Genomic DNA, 23,902 nt, shown 5'->3' on the forward strand with positions numbered 1-23,902 from the left:
TAAATTCCCTTTAAAAGCAGTCTTTCCCGCTATTTTTGCAACGCATTTCGTTGATCGGAGCATCCCGTGTATTTCCCCGATTTCGACACCTTCCGGGCTTTGACTGCCAAGGGCAACCTTATCCCCGTCTGCCGCGAGATTATGGCGGATATGGATACCCCGGTCAGCGCCTTCCGCAAGATTGACGACGGCTCCTACTCCTTCCTCCTGGAAAGTATCGAGGGGGGAGAAAAATGGGCCCGTTACTCTTTCCTCGGCTCCAATCCGACCACTGTCATCCGGTCCCGCGGCAATACTGTCGAGCTCATCACCAACGGAGAGACTCGCTCGGTTACCACCGGCGATCCCCTGGGCTTTGTGCGGGAATACCTGGCACGTTTCCGTCCCGTGGAGATTCCCGGCCTTCCCCGCTTCTTCGGCGGCGCCGTGGGGTACCTGGGGTACGACATGGTGCGCCACTTCGAGCGGCTTGAAACGGCGAAGCCCGCCGTCATCGGCGCCTGGGACTCCTGCTTCGTCATCACCGACACGATCCTGATCTTCGACACCATGCGGCAGAAAATCACCGTGGTCTCCAACGCCCACCTGGAGGACGGCCAGGCCCCCGAGGCCGCCTATGCCGAGGCCATTGCCAGGGTGGACGCCCTCATTGCCAAGTTGCGGAAGCCGCTTCGGCTGGAACCGGCAATGTCCGGTTCTGAAAAGGTTTCCTTTGCCTCCAATGTCACCCGCCAAGAGTTCGAGGCGGCGGTGGAGAAGTGCAAGGAGTATGTCCGGGCCGGGGACATCATCCAGGTGGTGCTCTCCCAGCGGTTCTCCGGCGCGCTCACCGTCGATCCCTTCTCAATCTATCGGGTGCTGCGGACCCTGAATCCCTCCCCCTACATGTTTTTCCTCAGAATGTCGGGGACCCTCGTGGTCGGCGCTTCCCCGGAGGTCATGGTCCGCAAGGAGGGAGACCGGGTGGAGCTGCGCCCCATTGCCGGAACCCGTCCCCGTGGCGCCACGGCGGAGCAGGATGAGCAACTGGCGGAGGAGCTCCTGGCCGATCCCAAGGAGCGGGCCGAGCATGTAATGCTCGTGGACCTGGGGCGCAACGACCTGGGGCGCGTATGCCGGACCGGCACCGTGAAGGTGTCGGAGCTCATGGTGATCGAGCGCTATTCCCACGTGATGCACATCGTCTCCAACGTGGAGGGTGAACTGGCCGAAGGAAAGGACGCCTTCGACGTGGTGCGGGCCACCTTCCCGGCGGGGACCCTCTCGGGTGCCCCCAAGGTGCGGGCCATGGAGATCATCGACGAGCTGGAGCCGGTCCGCCGCGAGGTGTACGGCGGCGCGGTCGGGTACTTCTCCTTTTCCGGCAACATGGACCTGGCCATCGCCATCCGCACCCTCGTCATACGCGACGGCACGGTGCATTTGCAGGCCGGTGCCGGCATTGTGGCCGATTCGGACCCCGCCGCCGAGTACCAGGAGACGGTCAATAAGGCCATGGCGGTGGTTAAAGCCATCGAGACTGCGGAAAAGGGGTTGGATTAGTCAGCCATGGACGTGATCAAACTGCAACAGGCCGCCGCCTTGGGAAAGGTTTCCTGGCAGAGGCATGCTTTGACCAGGATGCTTGAGCGCGGCATTTCTCGGCAAATGGTTTTGACCTGTCTCAGCGACGGTGATGTCATTGAGGTGTACGAAAAAGACAAACCCCTGCCGAGTGCTCTGTTGCTCGGATTCCCTGCCGGTGGCCCGCTGCACGTGGTTGCGGCATATGATGAAACGTCGGAAATCTGCTACGTGATAACCGTGTATCGACCTGACTCACGACATTTCGAGGCGGATTTCAAGACCCGGAGGTTGCCATGATGAGCGAAAATACTGGTGTCTGCCCGCTATGCGGTGGGGACATGGAAACAGGAAAGACGACATTTACGGCTGACCTGGGTTTCGGCGTGGTTGTGGTCAGGAATGTCCCGGCTACCTTGTGTTCACAATGCGGTGCCGACTGGATCGACGATGCCACCGCCGCCAGAATCGAAAAGATTGTGGACGATGCCCGGTCACGGCACGCTATCGTCGATATTACCGATCTTGCCGCCTGAGGTTATACATTCATGCTCCTGATGATAGACAATTACGACTCCTTCACCTTCAACATCGTCCAGTATTTCGGCGAACTGGGGGAGGATGTGCGGGTATTCCGCAACGACGGCATAACCCTCGATGAGATCGATCGGCTGGCGCCTGAGCGCCTGGTCATCTCTCCCGGTCCCTGCTCTCCCGAGGAGGCCGGAATATCCGTGGCGGCCATCCGGCATTTTGCCGGCAAGATCCCGATCCTCGGCGTCTGCCTCGGCCACCAGTCCATCGGCGCGGCCTTCGGCGGCAAGGTGGTCCGCAGTTCCACCCTCATGCACGGCAAGACTTCACCGATTCACCACAACGGCCAGGGGCTCTTCCGGGGGCTTCCCAACCCTTTCAACGCCACCCGGTACCATTCTCTCGTGGTGGAGAGGGCCTCGTTCCCCGACTGCCTGGAGATCACCGCCTGGGTGGAGGAGGGGGAAGTTATGGGGCTCGCCCACAAAGAGTTGCCGGTATGGGGGGTCCAGTTCCATCCCGAATCGATTCTCACCGAGGGGGGGATTGAGCTGTTGCGCAACTTTCTGGAGATGACACGATCGTAGGGGCGAATCTTGTATTCGCCCGGAAACAGGGCGATCACAAGGATCGCCCCTACAGGTGAACCAAATGATCAAAAAAGCAATCGCAAAGGTTGTCGAACGCATCAATCTAACAGAAGCCGAGATGATCGAGGTCATGGACCAGATCATGTCCGGCGAGGCCACTCCGGCCCAGATCGCGGCCTTTATCACCGCCCTGCGGATGAAGGGGGAGACGGTGGAGGAGATCACCGGCGCGGCCCGGGTCATGCGTGACCGCGCCACCCCCATCCGGGTCGGCAAGGGGGTCCTCGACATCGACCGTGATGACATCAACATCGACCAGGAAACGATCCTGGACGTGGTCGGCACCGGCGGGGACGGCACCAACACCTTCAATATCTCCACGACGGTTACCTTCGTGGTGGCATCCTGCGGAGTCAAGGTGGCCAAGCACGGCAACCGGGCGGTCTCGTCCGCCTGCGGCAGCGCCGACGTGCTGGAGGCTCTGGGCGTCAGCCTGGACGTGACACCGGACACGGTGGAGCGCTCCATCTCCGAGATAGGCCTCGGCTTCCTCTTCGCCCCGGCCCTCCATGGCGCCATGAAGCACGCGATCGGCCCCCGCAAGGAGATCGGCATCAGGACTATCTTCAACATCCTCGGTCCCCTCACGAATCCCGCCGGCGCCGATTGCCAGGTGCTCGGCGTCTACCGGGAAGATCTCGTGGAGCTCCTTGCCCTGGTTCTCAAGAAGCTTGGCTGCAAGCGGGGCTTCGTGGTTTTCGGCAGGGACGGCATGGACGAGATCACCCTCACCGGAGAAACCCGCATTGCCGAGATTACCAGCGATGGCGTTTCGCTGCGGACCATCACTCCGGAGGAAATGGGTTTCTCCCGCTGTCAGCCCGGCGACCTGCGGGGCGGCGATGCCGTGGGGAACGCCCGTATCGTCCGGGGCATTCTGGAGGGGGAAAAGGGGCCAAGGCGGGACGTGGTGCTCCTGAACGCCGCCTATGCCCTGGTGGCCGCCGGCAAGGCCGCCGACCCGGCCGAAGGGGTCCGGCTCGCCGCCGAGGCCATCGACTCGGGCCTCGCCCTGGTAAAACTGGAAGATTTGATCAGCATCACCCACCAGTAGGGGCAATTCATGAATTGCCCTGACAGCCCGAAAGTAAACCCATGACCGATACGCCAGACATCCTGAAGAAAATCGTTGAGCACAAGCGCGGTGTGGTGGCTGCGGCCCGTTCTGCAGCCTCCCTGGAGGAAGTTAAATCACGCATTGCCGACCTGGAGGACCAGCCCCGCGGCTTCGAGCGGGCCCTGCGCGACTGCCACGCCTCGGGCTGGACTACAGTCATCGCCGAGGTAAAGAAGGGGTCTCCCTCCAAGGGGCTCATCCGCCCCGATTTCGATCCCCTTGACATTGCCGAGACCTATGAGAAAAACGGCGCCGCCTGCCTCTCTGTGCTGACCGAGGAGAAGTTCTTCCTGGGTGATCTACGCTACCTGGCCCTCATCCGTGAGCAGGTGAGGCTGCCCCTTTTGCGCAAGGACTTCCTCTTTGATCCCTATCAGGTATTCGAAGCCCGTGCCGCTGGGGCCGATGCCATCCTCCTCATCGCCGCCATGCTGGAGCGGGCGCAGATTGAAGAGCTGGCCGGGATAGCCAGGGAGCTTTCCCTCGACGTGCTCCTGGAGGTTCATGACGAGGATGAACTGGAGACGGCCATCGCTACGGATTGCACCCTCATCGGGATCAACAACCGGAATCTCCGCACCTTTGTCACCGACCTTGCCACAACCGAGCGGCTCATTCCCATGATTCCCGCCGACCGGTTCATTGTTGCCGAAAGTGGCATCACCACCCGCGGCGACATTCTCCGCCTCCAGACCGCCGGCGCCCACGGCTTCCTCATCGGCGAGTCCCTCATGCGGGAGGAGGATTTCGGGGCCAAGCTGCGGGAACTCTTGGGATAGTTTCTGATTTTGTGGGAGTCGGGGGTCCCGTGGAGCGAATGCGGCCGAGAGCCAGCCGCTGTAGGCGAAATGGAGCAGAGCCGGCCCATCGTGTCTGAGCCCGACAGGGCGAGTTGATGGGGCGGCGCGGAATGAGCCGTACTGCGGCGGTACGAGAGGCGCTTTGAGCGGAACGGGATGCCTGGCTCCCACAAAATCATATAGTTGCCACCCAAAGGAGATTCGATGCAGACCAAGATCCTGCTCGACGAGAGCCGTATCCCCACCCACTGGTACAACATCATCCCCGACATGCCCGGCCCCCTGGCGCCGGTCATCAATCCCCGGACCCTCCAGCCGGTGACCCCCGATGATCTGCTCCCCATCTTCCCCATGGCCATTATTGAGCAGGAGGTCTCCGGCGAGCGGTGGATTCCGATCCCCGAGGAGGTGCGGGAGATCTACCGGCTCTGGCGGCCGTCCCCCCTCTACCGGGCCCGGCGGCTGGAGCAGGCCCTCGGCACTCCGGCGAAGATATATTACAAGTACGAAGGGGTGTCGCCCGCCGGCTCCCACAAGCCCAACTCTGCCATTCCCCAAGCCTACTACAACAAGCAGGCGGGCATTCGGCGACTGGCCACCGAGACCGGGGCAGGCCAGTGGGGAAGCTCCCTGGCCCTGGCCTGTTCCATGTTCGGCCTTGAGTGCACCGTCTATATGGTTAAGGTATCGTGCTTCCAGAAGCCCTACCGCAAGAGCATGATGCAGCTCTGGGGGGCCAATGTGATACCGTCGCCGTCGGAGTTCACCAACGCGGGGCGCTCCATCCTGGCCCATGACCCGGACAGCAACGGGAGCCTCGGCATCGCCATTTCCGAGGCGGTGAAGGACGCCATATCCCGGCCCGACACCAACTACGCCCTGGGGAGCGTCCTGAACCACGTCTGCCTCCACCAGACCGTCATCGGCCTGGAGGCCAAGGAGCAGTTGGCCCTGGCCGGGGACTACCCCGACGTGGTCATTGCCTGCTGCGGCGGCGGCTCCAACTTCGCCGGCACCGCGTTCCCGTTCCTGTCCGACCGGGCTGCCGGAAAGAACGTCCGCTGCCTCGCCGTGGAGCCCGCATCGTGCCCGACCCTCACCAAGGGGGTCTACGCCTTCGACTACGGCGACACCGCCAAGATGGCCCCCATCGCCATGATGTACACCCTGGGGCACGACTTCATGCCGCCGGGAATCCACGCCGGGGGCCTTCGCTACCACGGCGAATCCGCCCTGGTGTCGCAGCTTTATCATGCAGGGCTTATCGAGGCCAAGTCGTACCGGCAGAACGCCTGCTTCGAGGCGGCCCACCTCTTTGCCCGCAGCGAGGGGATCGTCCCGGCACCCGAATCGTCCCACGCGGTCCGGGCCGCCATCGACGAAGCAGTCATCGCCAAGGAGGAGGGGAAAGAGCGAACCATCCTCTTCTGCCTCTCGGGCCACGGCCAACTGGATATGGTGGCCTACGACGCCTACCTCTCCGGTGGCCTGGAGGACTTCGAGTATCCCGAGGAGATGATCCGGGAGTCCCTGGCGCGGCTGCCGAAGGTGGAGATCTGAAGCGGTCATGGTAAGGGTCAAGATCTGCGGCATAACGTCCCTGGAGGACGCCCTCATGGCGGTGGCGGCCGGCGCCGACGCCCTCGGGTTCGTGTTCCACGAACAATCCCCCCGCCACGTGACGCCGGAAGATGCCGCCGGCATCATCGCCGGGCTGCCCCCCTTCGTGCAGACGGTGGGGCTCTTCGTGAACCGTCCCCTGGAATTGGTCAACGAAACGGCCGCCCGCTGCCGCCTCGACCTGGTTCAGCTCCATGGCGACGAATCTCCCGAGTTCTGCGACGCCGTAGAACGCCGGGTGATCAAGGCGTTCCGGGTGAAGGATGTTACGAGCCTAGACCCCATCAAGAACTACCGCGTTGCGGCCCATCTCCTCGATGCCTACTCCCCCAAGGCCTACGGCGGCACCGGCCTCACCTTCAACTGGGATATCGCCGCGGTGGCCAAGGAATTCGGCCCGGTCATCCTCGCCGGCGGCCTCACTCCTGACAACGTGCGGGAGGCGGTGGAAGCTGTTCAGCCCTACGCCGTGGATGTCTCGGGTGGCGTGGAGAGCGCGCCGGGGAAGAAGGATGCGGCGAAAGTGCGGGAGTTTATTCGGCGGGCGAAGGGGTGTTGAGCTTTATGCAGAGTGAAGAAATGAATCTGGTAAGGGGACGGAATGTATTTCCATCCCCTTTCTTGTGTGAAATAGAGGGGCTGGTTGCCATGAAATATAAATAAATCTGCCCTGGCTTGAACTGACGGCTGGATGTAAGAATTTGGGATAAATGTTCCATAGGGGTGGATCACCGGGTCACACGCGCGCGCGTGAACCGGTCAATTACGAGTTGGACACAAAAGGAAAGTTAAGAAAAATTATGTAGATACCGATTCTTCGATTCTGCGAGCTGGTAAGAAAGCGAGGATTTCCTCGGTCTTTGCCCTGACGCCACGCCTCGTTTTTACTACCAAATCTGCATTAACTAGGAAATTTATGTCTCGTTCGATGGTCCGTTTAGTCTTACCAACGTAGGCAGAAGAGACGCGGTGACTGACCTCTGTTATCTCGCTCAAAGGTATGACCCCCTCCTTACGGGAGAGGTCCAAAACCAAGTGTCTACGTCTTACATCAGCCGGCGTGTTCTGGTCCTTGAAAAATTCGTGGACATAGTTGCGCCAAGCGACATCGAACTGCTGATGCCGAATTGTAGTCACCTGCTCACGAAGGCCATCAACGTAGCCTTGAACGGCATACTGGATGAAAGGGATGAGATCGCCTCCCGATTTACTCGCCCTATCCAACTCTAAGTAGTACTGGTGTCGAGTCTGATTATAGTGGTTGGTTAATAGTTGAGCGGAGGGCAAAGGAACCCCGGAGCATAAGAGAATTTTGAATTCAATCAAACGGGCAGTTCTGCCGTTTCCATCCGCGAAGGGGTGAATCCATGCAAAATAGACATGAGCTACAATAGACTTAATGATATTGAATGCGATTATATTGCTGTCAAACGGGACTAGCGTCTCGTTTAGCCATTGGACATACCGATCCATCAAATAACGACAGTCTTGAGCAGGGGCCGCGCGGTAACTGCCTACCCCTACCGAGTGTGCGCGGAACTCACCGGGTGTAACATCGTCACCCAAAGGTAGCTTACGTAATACTGCCTTGTTAAATTCTTTAATCTCGTCGACAGTGATTGCAACATCACAGCCGTTAAACAAGCGATCCGCGATTTCATTGCAGGCATCAATGATATTATCCAGTTCCTGACCCAGATATTCCTTTGAAGGTGGCAGTTTGAGATCACCCTTGACGCGCTTCAGAGCCTCCTCTTCGGAAAGTGTATTGCCTTCAATAGCGGTTGTGGCCAATACGCCTTTAGCGAGATAAATTTGGTGCAGTTCACGAGCGGTTGCAGGACGTAACGGCACACCTGAGATGTGTTCACATTTGGACTGTGCTTCACCCAAGGCGACCCAAACTGAAGAAGGAATTCGTTGGAGGTTAAGATGAAAGTTAATCCAAGGATGTGTCTTCTCATATGTCATTTTTGTTGTCATAACTTATTCCTATAATTGTGTAGCTATATCTGAAGTTTATATTTTATTGTGCGCCGTTATGACGTTTTTGATGTCGCAATTATATCGATTAAACGTAGGCTGTCAACGGGAATTTAAAAGCATGTTCCAACGAGTCCAGTGGACCGGACGCAATAAAACCTGCGCCGGTCACCGTCCAGCCGTTGTACGCAACCACAGGATCCACAATGATAGAAGCTACCGGCAACATCTGGGCTCATCTCGGAGACTCGATCATCTGCATCACCACCAACGGCCACCTGACAAAGAAGGGGGAGGCCGTTCTGGGGCGCGGTTGCGCCCGGCAGGCCATGGAGCGGTTCCCTGATTTGCCGGCGCGTCTCGGTGCGTTGCTGTCCGAAGGGGGGAACCACGTCCACGCCATCGGCGACGGCCTTGTCAGCTTTCCCGTGGAGGAGAGCCCGTGGGCAAATCCCGATCTGCGGCTCATCCGGCGGTCTGCGGAAGAGCTGCGGATGCTTGCGGACCGCGAGGGGTGGACCCGCATCATCGTCCCCCGCCCCGGATGCGGCGGTGGCGGCCTGGAGTGGCAGGATGTGCGGCCGCTCCTGGCGGATATCCTTGACGACCGGTTTACGGTGATCGCTATCCCTTGATGTTTACGCTGGCGGCACACTGGCTCCGCTGCTCTCCCAGTCTATTATCGTAAAAATTCATGCTTGTTTTGACCCCTTTAGGGGCCTATATTATGGCTTGTGGATGGATCAAGATAAGGAGTCAGCCCATGAAACCCATCTCGGTCACAAACGATATAATCCCCATTGCCGAGTTCAAGTCCGGCATCTCAAGGTGGTTCAAGGACCTTCAGAAATCGGGACATCCCCTGATTATCACGCAGAACGGCAAGCCGGCCGGAGTGCTGCTGTCGCCGGACGACTACGACGAGTTGGTGTACAAGAAATCGTTTCTCGATTCCGTTGCCAGGGGAATCGCCGATGCTGAGAGCGGAAAGACTTACAGCGCCGATGAAATCAGGGCGACCCTGGCCGCCAGAAGAAGCAATGGATAATCTGGGATGAAGATCAGATGGACCCACGAAGCCCTTGAGCAACTGATCGAAATCGAGGAGTTCATTTCAAAAGACAGCGCCGGAAGGGCCGCGTCTTTTGTCGAGCGGATCATTGAACACGTCGAGGATTCCTTGCCTGAAAACCCCCGGGTGGGAAGGATTGTCCCTGAAATCGCCAATCCCGACATACGGGAACTGATATTCAGGAAATATCGAATTGTCTACCGGCTTACGGAAAGCGTTATTGAAATACTATCCGTTTTTGAAGGCCACCGATTGCTGCGCATTGACGAACTAGAATAATCACGCTGGAGGATATATATGAAATTTCCCGACAAGCAGGGCCACTTCGGCCAATTCGGCGGCCGGTACGTGCCGGAGACGCTCATGCCGGCGCTCCTGGAACTGGAGAAGGCCTACAACCACTACAAGCACGACCGCGAGTTCAAGGAGGAGTTCGACTACTACCTCCGGCAGTACGTGGGGCGCCCCAATCCCCTCTACTATGCCGAAAAGCTCACGAAGAAGCTGGGCGGCGCGAAAATTTACCTGAAGCGGGAGGACCTGAACCATACCGGCGCCCACAAGGTGAACAACACCATCGGCCAGGGGCTACTGGCCAAGCGGATGGGGAAGAAGCGGGTCATCGCCGAGACCGGCGCGGGGCAGCACGGGGTGGCAACGGCCACCATCGCGGCCCTCTTCGGCATGGAGTGCGAGGTGTTCATGGGCGAGGAGGATACCCGGCGCCAGGCCCTGAACGTCTTCCGGATGAAGCTCCTGGGGGCAAAGGTCACGCCGGTGACCGCCGGTACCGCTACCCTCAAGGACGCCATGAACGAGGCGCTGCGCAACTGGGTGACCAATGTTCACAATACCTTTTATGTGATCGGTACCGTGGCGGGGCCCCATCCCTATCCTGCCATGGTGCGCGATTTCCAGGCGATAATCGGCAGGGAGGCCAAGGCTCAGCATAAAAAGGTGGAAGGTCGGCTCCCCGACGTGCTTGTGGCCTGCGTTGGCGGCGGCAGCAACGCCCTGGGGCTCTTTTACCCGTTCCTGAAGGATGAGGGGGTGCGGATAATAGGCGTGGAAGCGGCGGGGCACGGCATCGCTTCCGGCGCCCATGCGGCACCGCTCTGCGCCGGGAAGGTGGGAGTTCTCCACGGCAACAAGACCTATCTCCTCCAGGACGAGTTCGGGCAGATAAGCAATGCCCACTCCGTCTCCGCCGGTCTCGATTACCCCGGTGTCGGTCCCGAGCATTCCTGGCTGAAGGATTCAGGGCGCGCCGAGTATGTTTCGGTCACCGATGATGAGGCCCTGGCGGCGTTTTCGCTCCTGACGCGGGAGGAGGGGATCATGCCGGCGCTGGAGTCGTCCCATGCCATAGCCCAGGTGGTGAAGCTTGCCCCGACGCTGCCTAAGGAGCAGACGATCGTTGTTTGCCTCTCCGGCCGGGGGGACAAGGATATCCACACTGTGGCGGACGTCATGGGGGTAAGTTTTCAGTAGGTGCGAAAGAGGAGCGCAGTACTCAAAAATCACGCATAACATCTTGAAAAGACAGGGGAATATTAAAAAATAGCTTGACATTTCCAGTTGTTCTATCGTATAACACAACCCGCCTGTAAAATAGAACGGGCACAGGGAAAGGACCCGCTTAGGGTCCTTTTGCCGTTTTTTAAAGGGAATTGATTCATTAAAATTGGCGATTCTTGTTTTTCGGACCATTGCGGCTCAGCCGCGCAACCGGGAGACTGCTACTGTCTCTACATCAAAGAAAGGAGTTATCCGCCGGTGCCGGTCCCGCGCTTTTTGCGCGTGTCCCGTTCCGTACCCGTTGACCGTCCGGCAAAGCCTCTAAAACCGACAAAAAAAACTCTATGAAAAAAATGATCTTTTTATCAGCAGTCATGATGCTTGTTGGAGTTTCCTGCAACCAGACAGGATTACGCCGGGACCCCGTTACGGTGGTGCTCAATGAATCCGGGGTTGACCAGGAGGTGCGACGGCTCATGGATCAGGGAATTGAGTTGGATGAGCGCAAGCGGCAGGCCCGTGCCATTGCTACGGTCTTTTCACGGAGGACCAACACTGAGCGCGCCCACTGGCTTGCATCCCTCTGCTACCTGAAAACACTCGGCACCGATTTTATGCCCCTCGATCTTGCCGAAATCGCTTTGGCCGAAACCGGCTCCATAGGATTCAATCCTAAAGCGGTTTCTCCGAAGGGAGCGCTCGGTGTCTGGCAACTCATGCCCTACCGGGCAGAGAGCCACGGATTCACCCCTGATGAGATGACTGACGACGAAAAGTGTGCCGAGGCCGCCGTTAGAGAGCTGGCCACGAAACTTGACATGGCGCGCGGTAATCTTAGGAGGGCGAAAAAGCTGTACTGCGGTGTCGGGCCGGAAGCCGATGCCTATGAGGTCAAGCGGCGCCGCTACAAGCAGGAGCTTCTCCAGGAGCTCAGGGCTCCGCTGAGTGTTCTGGCCGAAGAACCCCGTTTCCTGTTGGCTTTCGCCTCATAGTGCTGTGCCGCAGGGAAAGAGTGGTAACATGAAGAAGCGGGTTTCGAGAGAAGCCCGCTTTTTTAGTGGGCGCAGCATTCCGGTGGCCGCCGGAAATCTTCCGGGGGGAATGCAAATGTGGTAGAGTGCGTTTTCAGTTTGCGATAATGCAGGAGGATTTATATGAAGAAGCTGTTTATGCTGGTTGTCGGCTTGATTTTTTGTGCAGGCTGTTCGCTCTTTGTGAGCAAGCCGGAAGTGGCGGTCAAAGACCTGAATGTTGTCGGTGTCGGTGTCGGCGGGGTGGAACTCGAATTTCTGCTGACGGTTACGAATCCCAATTCATTCCCCCTCGTTCTGCAGGGGTATACCTATGACGTGAACGTCATGGCGCTTCCGCTCACCAAGGGAGGTAAGCGTGAGCGGATCGAGTTTCCCGCGGACAAGGCCACTGACGTGCGGCTTCCCTTTAAAGTAGCCTACGGTGATCTTTGGGAGATCCTCAAGCGTCAACCCGACCCGAAGCGGATTCCATATCGCCTGTCAGCGGGGTTCGAGGTGGAGACACCCTTTGGTTCCACAACGGTTCCGGTGAGTAAGGAAAGCTATTTTGCCGTTCCCGAGCGCTATAGAACGTCCGCGGTTCTAAAGGGCGTTACCGGGTTGCTGGATGGTTTTCGCCAATGAATGTCATTGACGTTACCGGGCTCTCAAAGAGTTTCGGTTCCCGCGCCATTCTCGACGGTGTCGCCTTTGCCATCGGCGAGGATGAAAAGGTGGGGCTCATCGGTGTCAACGGCTGCGGCAAGTCGTCCCTCATGCAGATCCTTGCCGGGATTGAGGAGCGGGACGGCGGCACCATCATGACCCGTCGCGGCGCCTCCATCGGCTACCTCCCCCAGGAGCCGCTGCTGGACGAGTCGCTGACCGTGGGCGAGGAAATCGAACAGGGGCTGGTTGAAATCCGCCGGATCATGGCCGAGTACGAGCAGGTTGCTGCGCAACTGGCTGCCCCGTCGCCGGACCACGAGCGGCTGCTGGAGCGTCAGGGAGAGCTGTCCACCTGGATAGAGCACCACGGCGGCTGGAATACCGACCACCGGGTGGCCGAGATCATGACCCACCTGGGAATCCCTGACGGGAGCCGGCGCATCGGGGAGCTCTCAGGCGGTACCCAGCGGCGGGTGGCCCTGGGGCGCCTGCTCCTCCAAGCTCCGGACCTGCTCCTTCTGGACGAACCCACCAACCACCTGGATGCCGATACGGTCCAATGGCTTCAGGATCACCTCATCGCCTATCCCGGTGCGGTGCTCCTCATTACCCACGACCGCTACGTGCTTGATCAGGTGGTGAGCAGGATGCTGGATCTGGAGCGGGGAAGGATGACTGCATACAGCGGCGGCTATTCCAGCTACCTTGTCCAGCGGGAAGAGCGGCTTGCCCAGGAGGCCCGGGGGCAAGAGCGGCTCCTGAACCTGCTGCGGAACGAGACGGCCTGGATGAGGCGGGGCGCCAAGGCCCGGACAACGAAGCAGAAGGCCCGCATCGACCGGTATCACGACCTGGAGGCTCGCTCCCATGTGGAGACCTCCCGTGATGCGACGATCGCGTTTAAGCCCGGCGATACCCTGGGGGGGACCATCCTTGAGCTCAACGGGGTGAGCAAGTCCCTGGGGGGGCAACTGCTGGTGGACGGCCTGACTTTTCTCATGAAACGCGGCGACCGTGTCGGCATCATCGGCCCCAACGGTTGCGGCAAGACCACCCTGATGCGGATGATCATGGGAGAGGAGTCTCCCGACGACGGTAATGTGATTGTCGGAAACAAGACCCGCATCGCCTACTTCGATCAGAACCGGGAGATTCTCGACCCGCAAGAAACCCTCTACGACTTCCTCGGGGAGGGTGATTATGTCACGGTGGGCGGGGAGCGGCGCCATAAAATCGGCTACCTGGAGGAGTTCCTCTTTCCCCCGTCCGACCGGATGCGGCGGATCGACACACTTTCCGGCGGCGAAAAGAGCCGCCTCATCCTTGCCCGGCTCATGATGGCCGATGCCAACCTCCTAATTCTGGACGAGCCCACCAATGATCTCGATATTCCCACCCTTCAGCTTCTTGATGATGCGCTGACCCGTTTCAAGGGTTGTGTTCTCATGGTGACCCACGACCGCTTCTTTCTCGACAAGGTGGCCACGGGCATTCTTGCCTTCGAAGGGGAAGGAAAGGTTGTCTTTCACGAGGGGAACTATACATTCTACCGGGAACTCAGGGCGCAGGCCCTCAAGGCGGAAAGCAAGGGTGGAACGGATGGCAAGGGCGTTGTCTCTTCTGCTCCGGTCCGCGAGCGGCCCCGCAAGCGCGGGCTCACCTTTGCCGAGCGGCAGGAACTTGAGCGGGTGGAGCAGGAGATAGCGCGACTGGAGCTGCGCACGGCAGAGGTGGAAGCGGCCCTGGCGGACCCCGCGGCCTATGCCGGGGTTCCGGGGGGAATAGCCGCCCTTTCCACCGAATTTGCCCAGTTGGGGAAAGATCTGGAGGTCCTCCTGAACCGTTGGGAAGAGCTTGAAACCAAGCGGACCGAAGGGTAGGCCGAGGGGGCGAAAAACCGTGCAGGGAGCCTCTTTTCGCTTGAAAAATCAAGCCTTGGCTGTTATACCGTAACGGATTAAATTCAAATACATTTTCGTGTTCAGGGTGCTTCCATGCTCAATGATATGAAACTCGGCGTACGGCTCATAGGCTCCTTTGTCATCATGGCAATCATTGTTGCCGTTACCGGATTTTTCGGAATCCGGAGCATCGGCACGGTTTCAAGTCGTGTCGGGACCGTTTTGCAGAACCGCTATGACCAGCAGAAGGTGGCCCTTCAGCTTCAGGCGGCCGAGCAGACTGCCAGAGCCGATCTTCTTGAAACTATGTTGAGCCATGCTGATGCCAAAGGGGTGAAGGAGCACATCGATTCCTACTACCGGAGCCGCGACCTCATCCGCCGCTACAGCAAGGGGCTGCTGAAGGGGGACAGCGCGCTGGGATTGCAGCCGGCGCTCACGGACAGCGTCATGGAGTCCCATGCCGAGGCTCTCCTGGAGACCTGGGCGGAATACGAGAAGATTGCCGAAAAGATGATTGCCTACAAAAAGGGCGTGGTTGACGGCAGCAAGGTTCCATCCTCGATTGAAGAATCCCGCCTGGTTTCGGAGCTGTCCGGCGCAAGCGAGTTCGTGACCCGTGACATCGACGACCTCCTGGAGACGGTCAAGCAGTTGATGCAGGAGATCGGGAAGGAAACGGGCCAAGTCAAGACATCCATAAGTGTGACCTTCATCATTGTGATTTTTATTGCCGCGGCACTGGCTATTGCCTTCGGCATTATCGCAACCCGGAACATAATCCGCCGGGTCGATCAGATGGTTGGCGCCGTCAAGGGTGGGGCGGGGGGGGATCTCTCCTGTCGGGTGCCCATTACGTCCGGAGATGAGCTGGGCCTGCTAGGCAAAGATTTCAACACAATGCTTGAAACCCTGGGCGAGCTGGTTAAGAAGGTGAGCCGCTCCATCATCGAGGTGGGGCAGATATCCGCCAACCTTTTCGATGCGTCGCGGCGGGTACTTGCGGCAGCGGAAGTCCAGTCGGATGGCGTTGCCCAGACGTCCTCGGCCGTTACGCAGATCAACGCTTCCATCAAAGAGGTTTCCCAGGGTGTGGACAGCCTTTCTCTCTCTGCGGCGGAGACTTCATCCTCAGTTCTGGAGATGGCGGCAAGCATCGAAGAGGTGGCTCTTAACGCGGAGTCCCTTTCCCAGTCCGTTGAGGAGGTCAGCTCGTCCGTTGTGGAGATGGTGGCCTCCATAAAGCAGATCAGCAGCAGTGTTGCGAACCTCATGGAGGTTACCTCATCTACCGCGTCGTCGGTGGCCGAGATGGACAGTTCCATCAAGCAGGTGGAGAAAAACGCCATGGAGTCGGCGACCATTTCCGAAGAGGTGCGCCGGGACGCCGAGGTTGGACAGGCTTCGGTGGAGGCAACCATCGCCGGCATCAACGAGATCAAACGTTCGTCAAAGATTACTTCAGAGGTGATTGAGACCCTTTCCGGAAGGGTTAACGACATCGGCGCCATCCTGTCGGTTATCGACGAAGTTGCCGAGCAGACCAACCTTCTGGCGCTGAATGCCGCCATTATTGCCGCCCAGGCAGGGGAGCACGGCAAGGGGTTTGCGGTAGTGGCCGATGAGATTAAAGAGCTGGCCGAACGGACTTCCAGCTCCACCCGCGAAATAGCCCAACTTATCAAGGGTGTCCAGGACGAGACCACGCGGGCTGTAGAGGCCATCGAAGTGGCAGAGAAGAGCATCTCTGACGGTGAGGAACTGTCGCAGCGCTCAGGCGAGGCTCTCGCCAAGATCGTTATCGGGGTTCAGGAAACCACCGGCCAGGTCGAGAGCATTGCCCGGGCCACCATGGAGCAAGCCAAGGGGAGCCAGATGATCCGCGAAGCCATGGAGCAGGTTTCCGACATGATCGGTCAGATTGCCAGTGCGACCCGCGAACAGACCAAGGGAAGCGACATGATAATGGTTGCTGCCGAACGGATGAAGGGGCTAACCTCGCAAGTGAGGGTCTCCACGAAGGAGCAGGCGAAGGTCGGGAATTTCATTGCCAGTTCCACGGAGAACATCACCACAATGATCCGTCAGATCAAGAGGGCATGCGACGAGCAGACCCGCGGCAGCGAGCAGATTATTCGCGCCGTGGAAAACATCCAGGAGTCCACGGAAACCAACCTGGGCGCCGCCAAGATGATGGAAGACTCGGTATCCCGCCTCTCGCGCCAGCTTGACGTGCTCCAGGGGGAAATGCACAGCTTCAAGCTTGAAAACAAGTGATTGTGAAACCCAACCAGTCACCACTCCTGAAAGGTTTCCTATGAGCAGAATCGCCCACGCATTCGACGAACTGAAACGCAATGGGAAAAAAGCGCTCGTTACGTTCATTACGGCCGGCGACCCTGATCTTGCCGTAACCGGGGAGCTGATCCCGCTTTTGGCTGAGAGCGGTTCGGATATCATTGAACTCGGAGTTCCTTTTTCCGACCCGATGGCCGACGGCCCCACCATTCAGCTTTCCTCCGAGCGCGCCCTGGCTGCGGGCACAACATTGCCGAAGATTTTATCTACAGTAAAATCGGCCCGCGTCCGTACCCAGGTCCCCATTGTACTCATGGGATACTACAATCCGATTCTGATGTACGGACTTGACCGTTTTGCGGCTGATGCCGCCGACGCCGGAGTTGATGGGGTTCTTCTGGTGGATCTCCCCCCCGAGGAGGCGGGCGAGTTCAAGGCGTGCGCAGACCGGCACGGGTTGGACGTAATCTTTCTCCTTACCCCCACATCCGACGAGGCGCGGATACGCACGGTGGTCCGCCGCGCCAGGGGATTCATCTACTATGTCTCGGTAACCGGAGTAACCGGGGCCAGGAGTGGCGTAGAGACGACGGTGGCCGGCAATGTCGCTGCCATTAAGGGGAAAACGTCGATCCCTGTGGCAGTGGGTTTCGGTATTTCTAGTCCCGGACAGGCAGCAAGCGTGGCTGCTTCGGCGGATGGCGTGGTTGTCGGGAGCGCCATAGTGAAGCTCTTCGAGCAGCATCGCGGAGATGACCTCAAAGAAGCGATAACAACATTTGTTTCCTCGCTGAAACAGGGAGTTGACGGGTAGCCGAGAGTTGGGTAATTGACTTGGCGGCACTCTTCTGGTACCAAATAATTTATTTTGACTAAAATAGTGGGATTAGGCTTATCCCCATGGAGAGAAAACATGGCGTGGTTCAAACGCGACAAGGCGCCCAGCGCGGCCGACAAGAGGGTTAAGGTTCCCGAAGGGCTTCTGACCAAGTGCGTAGGCTGTAAGGCGAACCTTCTTACGAAGGATCTTGAGAAGAATATCAATGTCTGCCCCCAGTGCGGGCATCACTACCGTATTTCAGCCAGGCAGCGGATCGATCTGCTCATGGATCCGGGGAGCTTCCAGGAGTTCGATGCCGGAATGACGTCGTTGGACGTGCTTAGCTTCAAAGACTCCAAGAGCTACCAGGACCGCATCCAGCAGGCGGTGGCCAAGGGTGGCTCACGGGACGCGGTCATTTGCGGCGAGGGAACCATTGAGGCCATCCCTGTCCAGCTTGCCGTCTTCGATTTCTCCTTCATGGGGGGGAGCATGGGGAGCGTGGTGGGGGAAAAGATTACCCGTGCCATTGAGCGGGGGATCGAAAAACGGACTCCTGTAATCATCATCTCCGCCTCGGGCGGCGCGCGGATGCAGGAAAGCATTCTGTCGCTCATGCAGATGGCCAAGACCTCAGCGGCTCTGGCAAAGCTCAAGGACCTTGGACTTCCCTACATCTCCATCCTTACTGATCCCACCACCGGCGGCGTTACGGCCAGCTTTTCCATGCTGGGCGACGTAAATATGGCCGAACCCAAGGCTCTTATCGGTTTTGCCGGCCCCAGGGTCATCGAGCAGACCATCCGTCAGAAGCTTCCCGAGGGGTTCCAGCGGGCCGAGTATCTTCTTGACCACGGCATGGTGGACCTGATAGTTGAGCGCAAGGATATGAAGGCACAGTTGGCCAGGATCCTTTCAATGCTCTATCGCGGCTGAGTCCGAGGGGCAGGTCAAAGCGGTGGATTTTCCTCTGCCGTTCCCGTATAATCCCGCCCTGACATGACCTACGAGGAAACCCTTGCATATATCTACGGTCTGCGCCGCTTCGGGATAAAACCGGGGCTGTCGCGCGTTAAGACTCTCCTTGAGCGGCTTGGCAATCCCCATGAGCGGTTGCGGTCCGTTCATGTGGCCGGGACTAACGGCAAGGGTTCCACGGCGGCTTTTTTGGCGTCCATCATGACGACGAGCGGGCGCCGGACCGGTCTCTTCACTTCTCCCCATCTCTCCCGATTTACTGAACGGATCTGCATTGACGGTACCGAGATTACCGCTGATGCGGTTTGCCGTCTTGCCGGGCAGGTTCTGGCAGCCGCTCCGGACGGTACCACCTTTTTTGAAATCGTGACCGCCATGGCGCTGCTCTATTTTGCCGAGGAGCATGTGGATATCGCCATCCTGGAAGCAGGGATGGGTGGCGGCTCCGATGCCACCAGCATTGCCGGCGGCACCCTTTCGGTCATCACCCCCGTAGCTCTTGACCACTGCGAGTGGCTCGGAGATTCCCTGGCGGATATTGCCCGGGAAAAGGGCGGCATTATCAAGCCGGGGAGGCCGGTAGTGCTTTCGGCTCAACCCCAGGAGGTGCTCCTGGCTATTCAGGAGCGGTGCCGCGACCTCGACTGCTCCCTGGTACGTTTCGGAACGGATTTTGGTGCAGGCTGGAAAGCGGACGGCCTGTCCTACCATGGCATAGAGCGACGCCTCTCAGGCCTTGAGCCGGGAATTGGGGGGCGCTATCAGGCGGTGAACGCTGCAACGGCCCTTGCCGCTGCCGAGCTTCTCGCCGCTGACGGCCATTCTCTCACGGACGAAGCGCTTCGCACCGGTATCGCCCATGCCCGCTGGCCGGGCAGAATGGAGCTTTTCGCGGGTAATCCGGCCATTCTCCTCGATGGCGCGCACAACCCGGCGGGGGCCCATGCCCTGGCCGAATCCTTGGGCGACGTGCCGCGCCGGCGGCTTATTGTGGTTGCCGGGGTCATGGGGGACAAGGATGCGGAGGGTATTCTCGCGCCCATCCTGCCGCTGGCCCATGAGGTGATAGCCGTCACCCCTGCGGTCGAACGGGGATGCCCTTCGGCAGATCTTGCCGCCTTGTGCCGCGGTCAGGGCGTTCCCTCCGAAGATGGAGGTTCGGTATCCGGCGGCCTTGCCCTTGCCCGGAGCCGCGCCGAAGCTGACGATCTGATACTTGTCTGCGGCTCTCTTTATGTTGTTGGTGAGGCCAGGTCCCTTCTCCTTGACCGACATTTCGAACCTTTTAGAGGATAAATATACAGACAGCCATGGCAAATTCTTGGTCACTCAGACAACTCCTGTCCATATCCACCCTCGTTATCTCACTGCCGGCTGCGGCCCTTGCCCAGCCTGACACCGGCGGACCGGTGCATGTGGAAGCCGATACTCTTACCCACGAGGCTGCCCTGGACCGCATCGAGGCCACCGGCAGTGTCCGGATCAGCGGGCGGGGGATGACGCTCTTGTCCGACAGGGCACTGCTCTTCCCGGAACGGAACGAAGCCGAAGCTTTGGGGAACGTTACCCTCATGAGCAATGGCGATACGCTTAGTGCGGACCGGCTGAAAATCAACTATGAGGACGAGACCGGCGAAGTGGAACAGGGAAACGCCTTCATCAAAGATGGGAACTTCCATGTCCGCGCCGCACGGATGTTCAAGCTCGGTCCCGACAGTTACCGGCTTGAGGACGGTACTTTCACCACTTGCGATGCAGAGCGCCCCAGTTGGAAGTTTTCCGCCTCGGATGTAAATGTTACCCTTGGCGAGTACGCAACAGGGAAACACGCCTTGCTTTACCTTGGCGACGTACCGGTATTCTATCTTCCCTATATCATATTTCCGGTCAAGACAGAGCGGCAGTCGGGTTTTCTTGTCCCACGCACCGGCAATACCAGCAAAAAGGGTTTCACCTTCAACATGGCCTATTACTGGGCCATTGATCCCAGCCAGGATTCCACGTTCAATATCGATATCCAATCCAAGCGGGGGGTGGGTTTCGGCCTCGACTACCGTTATATCCGCAAGCGGGGAAGTGAAGGGGAGTTCCGGGGCTACGGCATTTATGATACCGAGCAGCAGCGATTCCGTGGCGATATGAGCCAGAAGCATCAGGAAATCATCTCCGATACCTTTAACATCAAGTCAGATATCAACCTTACCACCGACAGGGATTTCTATCGCGATTTCGCCGAACAGACCGGGGTCTACAACCGTAACCAGCTCGATTCGACCATGTCAGTCACCAAGCGTTTCCGCCGGCAGGTGCTTGTGGGTGAATTCCGGTACATGGAAGACCTGCGGGAAGATGTGACCGATAACCGCAAGACTCTCCAGAAACTCCCCGCCATCAGCCTGACCGGCGTCAGGGAGCGGCTGTGGGACTCTCCCTTCTTCATCTCCCATGAGTCGAGCCTGACCAACTTTTATCGCCGGGAGGGGATCAAGGGACAGCGCCTCGACCTCCATCCTGTACTGACCTCCTACGCGAAACCATTCGGGGCCGTTGAGACCTCGGCCTGGGCGGGATACCGGATGAGGTTCTACAATGCCTACGACGTTCCGGATAATGACGGCAACAATCTTTCCGAGGCCGACGGCCTTGATGGCATGGGGCTCGTCACGGCGGGGGGGGCGGTTTCGTCAACCATGGCACGGGTTTATGATATGGGCCCCGGCAGCCTCTCAAAGATCCGCCACGTCATGATTCCGGAGTTGCGCTACAGTTTCGTGCAGAACCGGTCCCAGGAGGAGCTGCCATTCTTTGACTACGGCGATCGGCTCGTTCATGAGAACCGGGTCGTCTACTCCCTGTCCAACTACCTCACCGGCAAGTTTTCCCCTGCCGGCGGCGGAGATCCGGAGTACCGGGAACTTCTCTACCTCAAGCTTTCCCAGGGGTACGATTTCAGCGGAACCCGCCGCGACCTGCTGACCCTTGTGGATGAGAAACGGCCCTTCTCCGATTTGATGCTGGAGGCCAGGGTCAATCCGGTTAAGCAGATTTCCCTTGCCCTCGACAGCCGCGTCAATGTCTACGATGCCAATATTTCAACCACCGCAGTCTCCGCCGATGCAAAGGACGAAAGCGGCAATGCCGCTGGAGTAACCTATCGCTATGCCCGTGATGAGGTAGACTATCTGGAGGGGAGGGCTTCTGTCTCCCTGTTCAAACCCATTTATGCCAACTATGCCGCCCGCTATTCCTTCGATCGCAAGGACTTCCTCGAGTCGTTATACGCGCTCGAATACCGGCATCAGTGCTGGAGCGTTATCGTTACCTACCGGGACCGCAACGATACCAAGGAATTTTTCGTCAACTTCTCCCTGTCGGGGTTAGGGGCGCTGGGGACGGTCAGGGTATTCTAGGGGCCTCAACAGTATTCAGAAACGGAGATCGTCATGGCTGAGACATTCATTCCGCGGGCCGTTCTTGTCACCGGCGGCGCCGGGTTTATCGGTTCCAATTTCATTAATCACTTCATGGCGGCAAATCCCGGTTGCAGGGTGGTCAACCTGGACCTCCTTACGTACGCCGGCAACCTGAAAAATCTCGTGGGAGTGGAGAAAGATCCCTGCTACCGTTTTGTCCGGGGGGATATCTGCGATGCCGAGCTGGTCAGCGGACTCCTGGCCGCGGAGCGCATTGAAGCGGTTGTCCACTTTGCCGCCGAGTCCCATGTGGACCGTTCCATCACCGGCCCTGAGATCTTCGTCCGCACCAACGTCCTCGGCACCCAGGTGCTGCTGGAGGAGAGCCGCAGGCATTGGGATGCGAAGGCCGTCGAGCGGTTCCGGTTCCTCCATGTTTCCACCGACGAAGTGTACGGAACTCTCGGTGAAACCGGATACTTCACGGAAGAGACCCCAATCGCCGCCAATTCTCCCTATTCGGCCAGCAAGGCGGGGTCCGACCTCATCGTGCGCGCTTACTACGAGACCTACGGATTCCCCGCCTTCATCACACGCTGCTCCAACAACTACGGCCCCTACCAGTTCCCCGAAAAGCTCATACCGCTCATGATTCACAATATTGTGAACAAGAAGCCTCTGCCCGTCTACGGCGACGGCAGGAACGTCCGGGACTGGCTCCACGTGAAGGACCATTCCACGGCCATCGAGACGGTACTAAAGGGTGGAAAGCCGGGCGAGGTTTTCAATGTCGGCGGCAACAACGAATGGTTCAACATCGACATCGTGCAGCTCCTCTGCGATCTGCTGGATGAACGGCTCGGCAGGGCGAAGGGGGAGAGCCGCGGCCTCATCACCTTTGTGAAGGACCGCCTGGGGCACGACCGCCGTTACGCCATCAGCGCCGCAAAGATCAAGCGGGAGCTGGGCTGGGAGCCTTCCTATACCTTCGAACGGGGGATTGCCGAGACCGTCGACTGGTACCTCGCCAACAGCGCCTGGGTTGAGGAAGTCACGTCCGGCGCCTATCGCGATTACTACGAGAAGCAGTACGGAGGGGCATGATGCTGCTGGTCATCGGGGCAAAAGGGATGCTTGGCAGGGACCTCATGCGGGTGCTGCCGGGGGATGTGCGGGGAGTGGATATCGAGGACATCGACATCACCTCTCCGGAATCGGTGCGCCGGCTGCTTCTTACCCTCAAGCCGCGGGTCGTGGTGAACTGCGCGGCCTATACCGATGTGGACGGCTGCGAAAGCAACACAGAGCTTGCGATGCGGGTGAACGGCGAAGGTGTCGGCAACCTGGCTGCTGCGACCCGCGAAATCGGGGCGCTGCTGGTGCAGCTGAGCACCGATTACGTCTTCGACGGCACCAAGGGGACTCCCTATGGGGAGGATGACGAGGTGAACCCCTTGAGCGTCTACGGGAAGTCGAAGCTCCTGGGGGAGGAGATGGCGCGGAAGAACTCCGAGCATCTCATCGTGCGGACCCAGTGGCTCTACGGCCATGGCGGCAAAAACTTCGTGGAGACCATGCTGCGCCTTGCCGGCGAGAGGAAGGATATCGCCGTGGTGGACGATCAGATCGGCTCCCCCACCTGGACTTTGGACCTCTCGCTGGCCATCAGCGAACTGATCGACAATAACTGTCGTGGCACCTACCATGCCGCCAATCGGGGTACCTGCTCCTGGTTCGAGTTCGCCGGAGCGATTTTTGAAGAGGCCGGGGTGGCGATGGCCGTCAGGCCCCAGACTACCGCTGAACTCAACCGTCCGGCCCGGCGGCCGCTCTTTTCGGTCCTCGACTGCGGGAAGCTGACCCACGATGCGGGACTGGAGCTCGAGGGGTGGCGCGAGGCGCTCAAGTCATATATGGAGAGACGGTCAGAGGCCGGACTGTCCTGAAAGGAGC

General features: G+C 59.0%; 23 protein-coding genes. 22 read left to right on the forward strand and 1 reads right to left on the reverse strand.

Features of this window, described 5'->3' with window-relative positions:
* The first annotated feature begins 66 nt into the window (after positions 1-66).
* The 8 genes from trpE to JZM60_RS10285 all read left to right on the forward strand — a co-directional run bounded on the left by trpE (position 67) and on the right by JZM60_RS10285 (position 6,843).
* Entirely contained in the window at positions 67-1,542 is a 1,476-nt protein-coding gene (gene trpE, locus JZM60_RS10250; protein ID WP_207162285.1) for an anthranilate synthase component I, read from the forward strand.
* Between the two features lie 6 nt (positions 1,543-1,548).
* Entirely contained in the window at positions 1,549-1,863 is a 315-nt protein-coding gene (locus JZM60_RS10255; protein WP_207162287.1) for a DUF4258 domain-containing protein, read from the forward strand.
* The gene (locus tag JZM60_RS10260; protein WP_207162289.1) at positions 1,860-2,099 is read left to right on the forward strand and encodes a type II toxin-antitoxin system MqsA family antitoxin; all 240 of its coding nucleotides are present in this window, start codon (positions 1,860-1,862) and stop codon (positions 2,097-2,099) included. The genes JZM60_RS10255 and JZM60_RS10260 overlap by 4 nt, the downstream gene beginning before the upstream one ends.
* 12 nt (positions 2,100-2,111) lie before the next feature.
* The gene (locus JZM60_RS10265) at positions 2,112-2,684 is read left to right on the forward strand and encodes an anthranilate synthase component II (RefSeq protein ID WP_207162291.1); all 573 of its coding nucleotides are present in this window, start codon (positions 2,112-2,114) and stop codon (positions 2,682-2,684) included.
* A gap of 64 nt (positions 2,685-2,748) precedes the next feature.
* Positions 2,749-3,801, forward strand: a complete 1,053-nt coding sequence (gene trpD / locus JZM60_RS10270) for an anthranilate phosphoribosyltransferase (RefSeq protein ID WP_207162293.1) — start codon at positions 2,749-2,751, stop codon at positions 3,799-3,801.
* Between the two features lie 41 nt (positions 3,802-3,842).
* Positions 3,843-4,643 carry an indole-3-glycerol phosphate synthase TrpC gene (trpC, locus tag JZM60_RS10275; RefSeq protein ID WP_207162295.1) on the forward strand — a complete coding sequence of 267 codons (801 nt, stop codon included), beginning with the start codon at positions 3,843-3,845 and terminating at the stop codon, positions 4,641-4,643.
* A 225-nt stretch (positions 4,644-4,868) separates the two neighbouring features.
* Entirely contained in the window at positions 4,869-6,224 is a 1,356-nt protein-coding gene (locus JZM60_RS10280; protein WP_207162297.1) for a TrpB-like pyridoxal phosphate-dependent enzyme, read from the forward strand.
* 7 nt (positions 6,225-6,231) lie between these two features.
* Positions 6,232-6,843 carry a phosphoribosylanthranilate isomerase gene (locus tag JZM60_RS10285; RefSeq protein ID WP_207162298.1) on the forward strand — a complete coding sequence of 204 codons (612 nt, stop codon included), beginning with the start codon at positions 6,232-6,234 and terminating at the stop codon, positions 6,841-6,843.
* Positions 6,844-7,082: 239 nt separating this feature from the next.
* Here the strand turns inward: JZM60_RS10285 and JZM60_RS10290 are convergent, their stop codons facing one another.
* Positions 7,083-8,267, reverse strand: coding sequence for a Fic family protein (locus JZM60_RS10290; protein ID WP_207162300.1), 1,185 nt, complete (start codon positions 8,265-8,267; stop codon positions 7,083-7,085).
* A gap of 206 nt (positions 8,268-8,473) precedes the next feature.
* On the opposite strand from JZM60_RS10290, the gene JZM60_RS10295 reads away from it, so the two are divergent.
* The 14 genes from JZM60_RS10295 (at position 8,474) to rfbD (ending at position 23,895) form a co-directional block, all read left to right on the forward strand.
* On the forward strand, positions 8,474-8,902 hold the full coding sequence (locus tag JZM60_RS10295) for a macro domain-containing protein (protein WP_207162302.1): 429 nt from the start codon (positions 8,474-8,476) through the stop codon (positions 8,900-8,902).
* 128 nt (positions 8,903-9,030) lie between these two features.
* Positions 9,031-9,315 (forward strand): type II toxin-antitoxin system Phd/YefM family antitoxin, encoded by a 285-nt coding sequence (locus JZM60_RS10300; RefSeq protein ID WP_207162304.1) that lies wholly within the window; start codon positions 9,031-9,033, stop codon positions 9,313-9,315.
* Between the two features lie 6 nt (positions 9,316-9,321).
* A complete protein-coding gene (locus JZM60_RS10305) occupies positions 9,322-9,618 on the forward strand; it encodes a type II toxin-antitoxin system RelE/ParE family toxin (protein ID WP_207162306.1) in 297 nt (98 codons plus the stop codon).
* Between the two features lie 18 nt (positions 9,619-9,636).
* Positions 9,637-10,830, forward strand: coding sequence for a tryptophan synthase subunit beta (gene trpB / locus JZM60_RS10310; RefSeq protein ID WP_207162308.1), 1,194 nt, complete (start codon positions 9,637-9,639; stop codon positions 10,828-10,830).
* A gap of 371 nt (positions 10,831-11,201) precedes the next feature.
* On the forward strand, positions 11,202-11,849 hold the full coding sequence (locus tag JZM60_RS10315) for a transglycosylase SLT domain-containing protein (protein WP_207162315.1): 648 nt from the start codon (positions 11,202-11,204) through the stop codon (positions 11,847-11,849).
* 162 nt (positions 11,850-12,011) lie between these two features.
* A complete protein-coding gene (locus JZM60_RS10320) occupies positions 12,012-12,515 on the forward strand; it encodes an LEA/WHy family protein (RefSeq protein ID WP_207162318.1) in 504 nt (167 codons plus the stop codon).
* On the forward strand, positions 12,512-14,419 hold the full coding sequence (ettA, locus tag JZM60_RS10325; protein ID WP_207162320.1) for an energy-dependent translational throttle protein EttA: 1,908 nt from the start codon (positions 12,512-12,514) through the stop codon (positions 14,417-14,419). The genes JZM60_RS10320 and ettA overlap by 4 nt, the downstream gene beginning before the upstream one ends.
* Before the next feature lie 114 nt (positions 14,420-14,533).
* On the forward strand, positions 14,534-16,717 hold the full coding sequence (locus tag JZM60_RS10330; RefSeq protein WP_207162322.1) for a methyl-accepting chemotaxis protein: 2,184 nt from the start codon (positions 14,534-14,536) through the stop codon (positions 16,715-16,717).
* 40 nt (positions 16,718-16,757) lie between these two features.
* A complete protein-coding gene (gene trpA, locus JZM60_RS10335) occupies positions 16,758-17,552 on the forward strand; it encodes a tryptophan synthase subunit alpha (protein ID WP_207162323.1) in 795 nt (264 codons plus the stop codon).
* 99 nt (positions 17,553-17,651) lie between these two features.
* Positions 17,652-18,494 (forward strand): acetyl-CoA carboxylase, carboxyltransferase subunit beta, encoded by an 843-nt coding sequence (gene accD, locus JZM60_RS10340; RefSeq protein ID WP_207162324.1) that lies wholly within the window; start codon positions 17,652-17,654, stop codon positions 18,492-18,494.
* 63 nt (positions 18,495-18,557) lie between these two features.
* On the forward strand, positions 18,558-19,832 hold the full coding sequence (locus JZM60_RS10345) for a bifunctional folylpolyglutamate synthase/dihydrofolate synthase (protein ID WP_207162325.1): 1,275 nt from the start codon (positions 18,558-18,560) through the stop codon (positions 19,830-19,832).
* Between the two features lie 14 nt (positions 19,833-19,846).
* Positions 19,847-21,946: an LPS-assembly protein LptD gene (locus tag JZM60_RS10350; protein ID WP_207162326.1), complete on the forward strand. Its 2,100-nt coding sequence runs from the start codon at positions 19,847-19,849 to the stop codon at positions 21,944-21,946.
* A 33-nt stretch (positions 21,947-21,979) separates the two neighbouring features.
* On the forward strand, positions 21,980-23,053 hold the full coding sequence (gene rfbB, locus JZM60_RS10355; protein WP_207162327.1) for a dTDP-glucose 4,6-dehydratase: 1,074 nt from the start codon (positions 21,980-21,982) through the stop codon (positions 23,051-23,053).
* Complete coding sequence (gene rfbD / locus JZM60_RS10360) at positions 23,053-23,895, forward strand: dTDP-4-dehydrorhamnose reductase (RefSeq protein ID WP_207165567.1); 843 nt, start codon at positions 23,053-23,055, stop codon at positions 23,893-23,895. The genes rfbB and rfbD overlap by 1 nt, the downstream gene beginning before the upstream one ends.
* The last annotated feature ends 7 nt before the right edge of the window (positions 23,896-23,902 follow it).

Origin of the sequence: Geobacter benzoatilyticus (assembly GCF_017338855.1) — a bacterium.
Taxonomy (GTDB): domain Bacteria; phylum Desulfobacterota; class Desulfuromonadia; order Geobacterales; family Geobacteraceae; genus Geobacter; species Geobacter benzoatilyticus.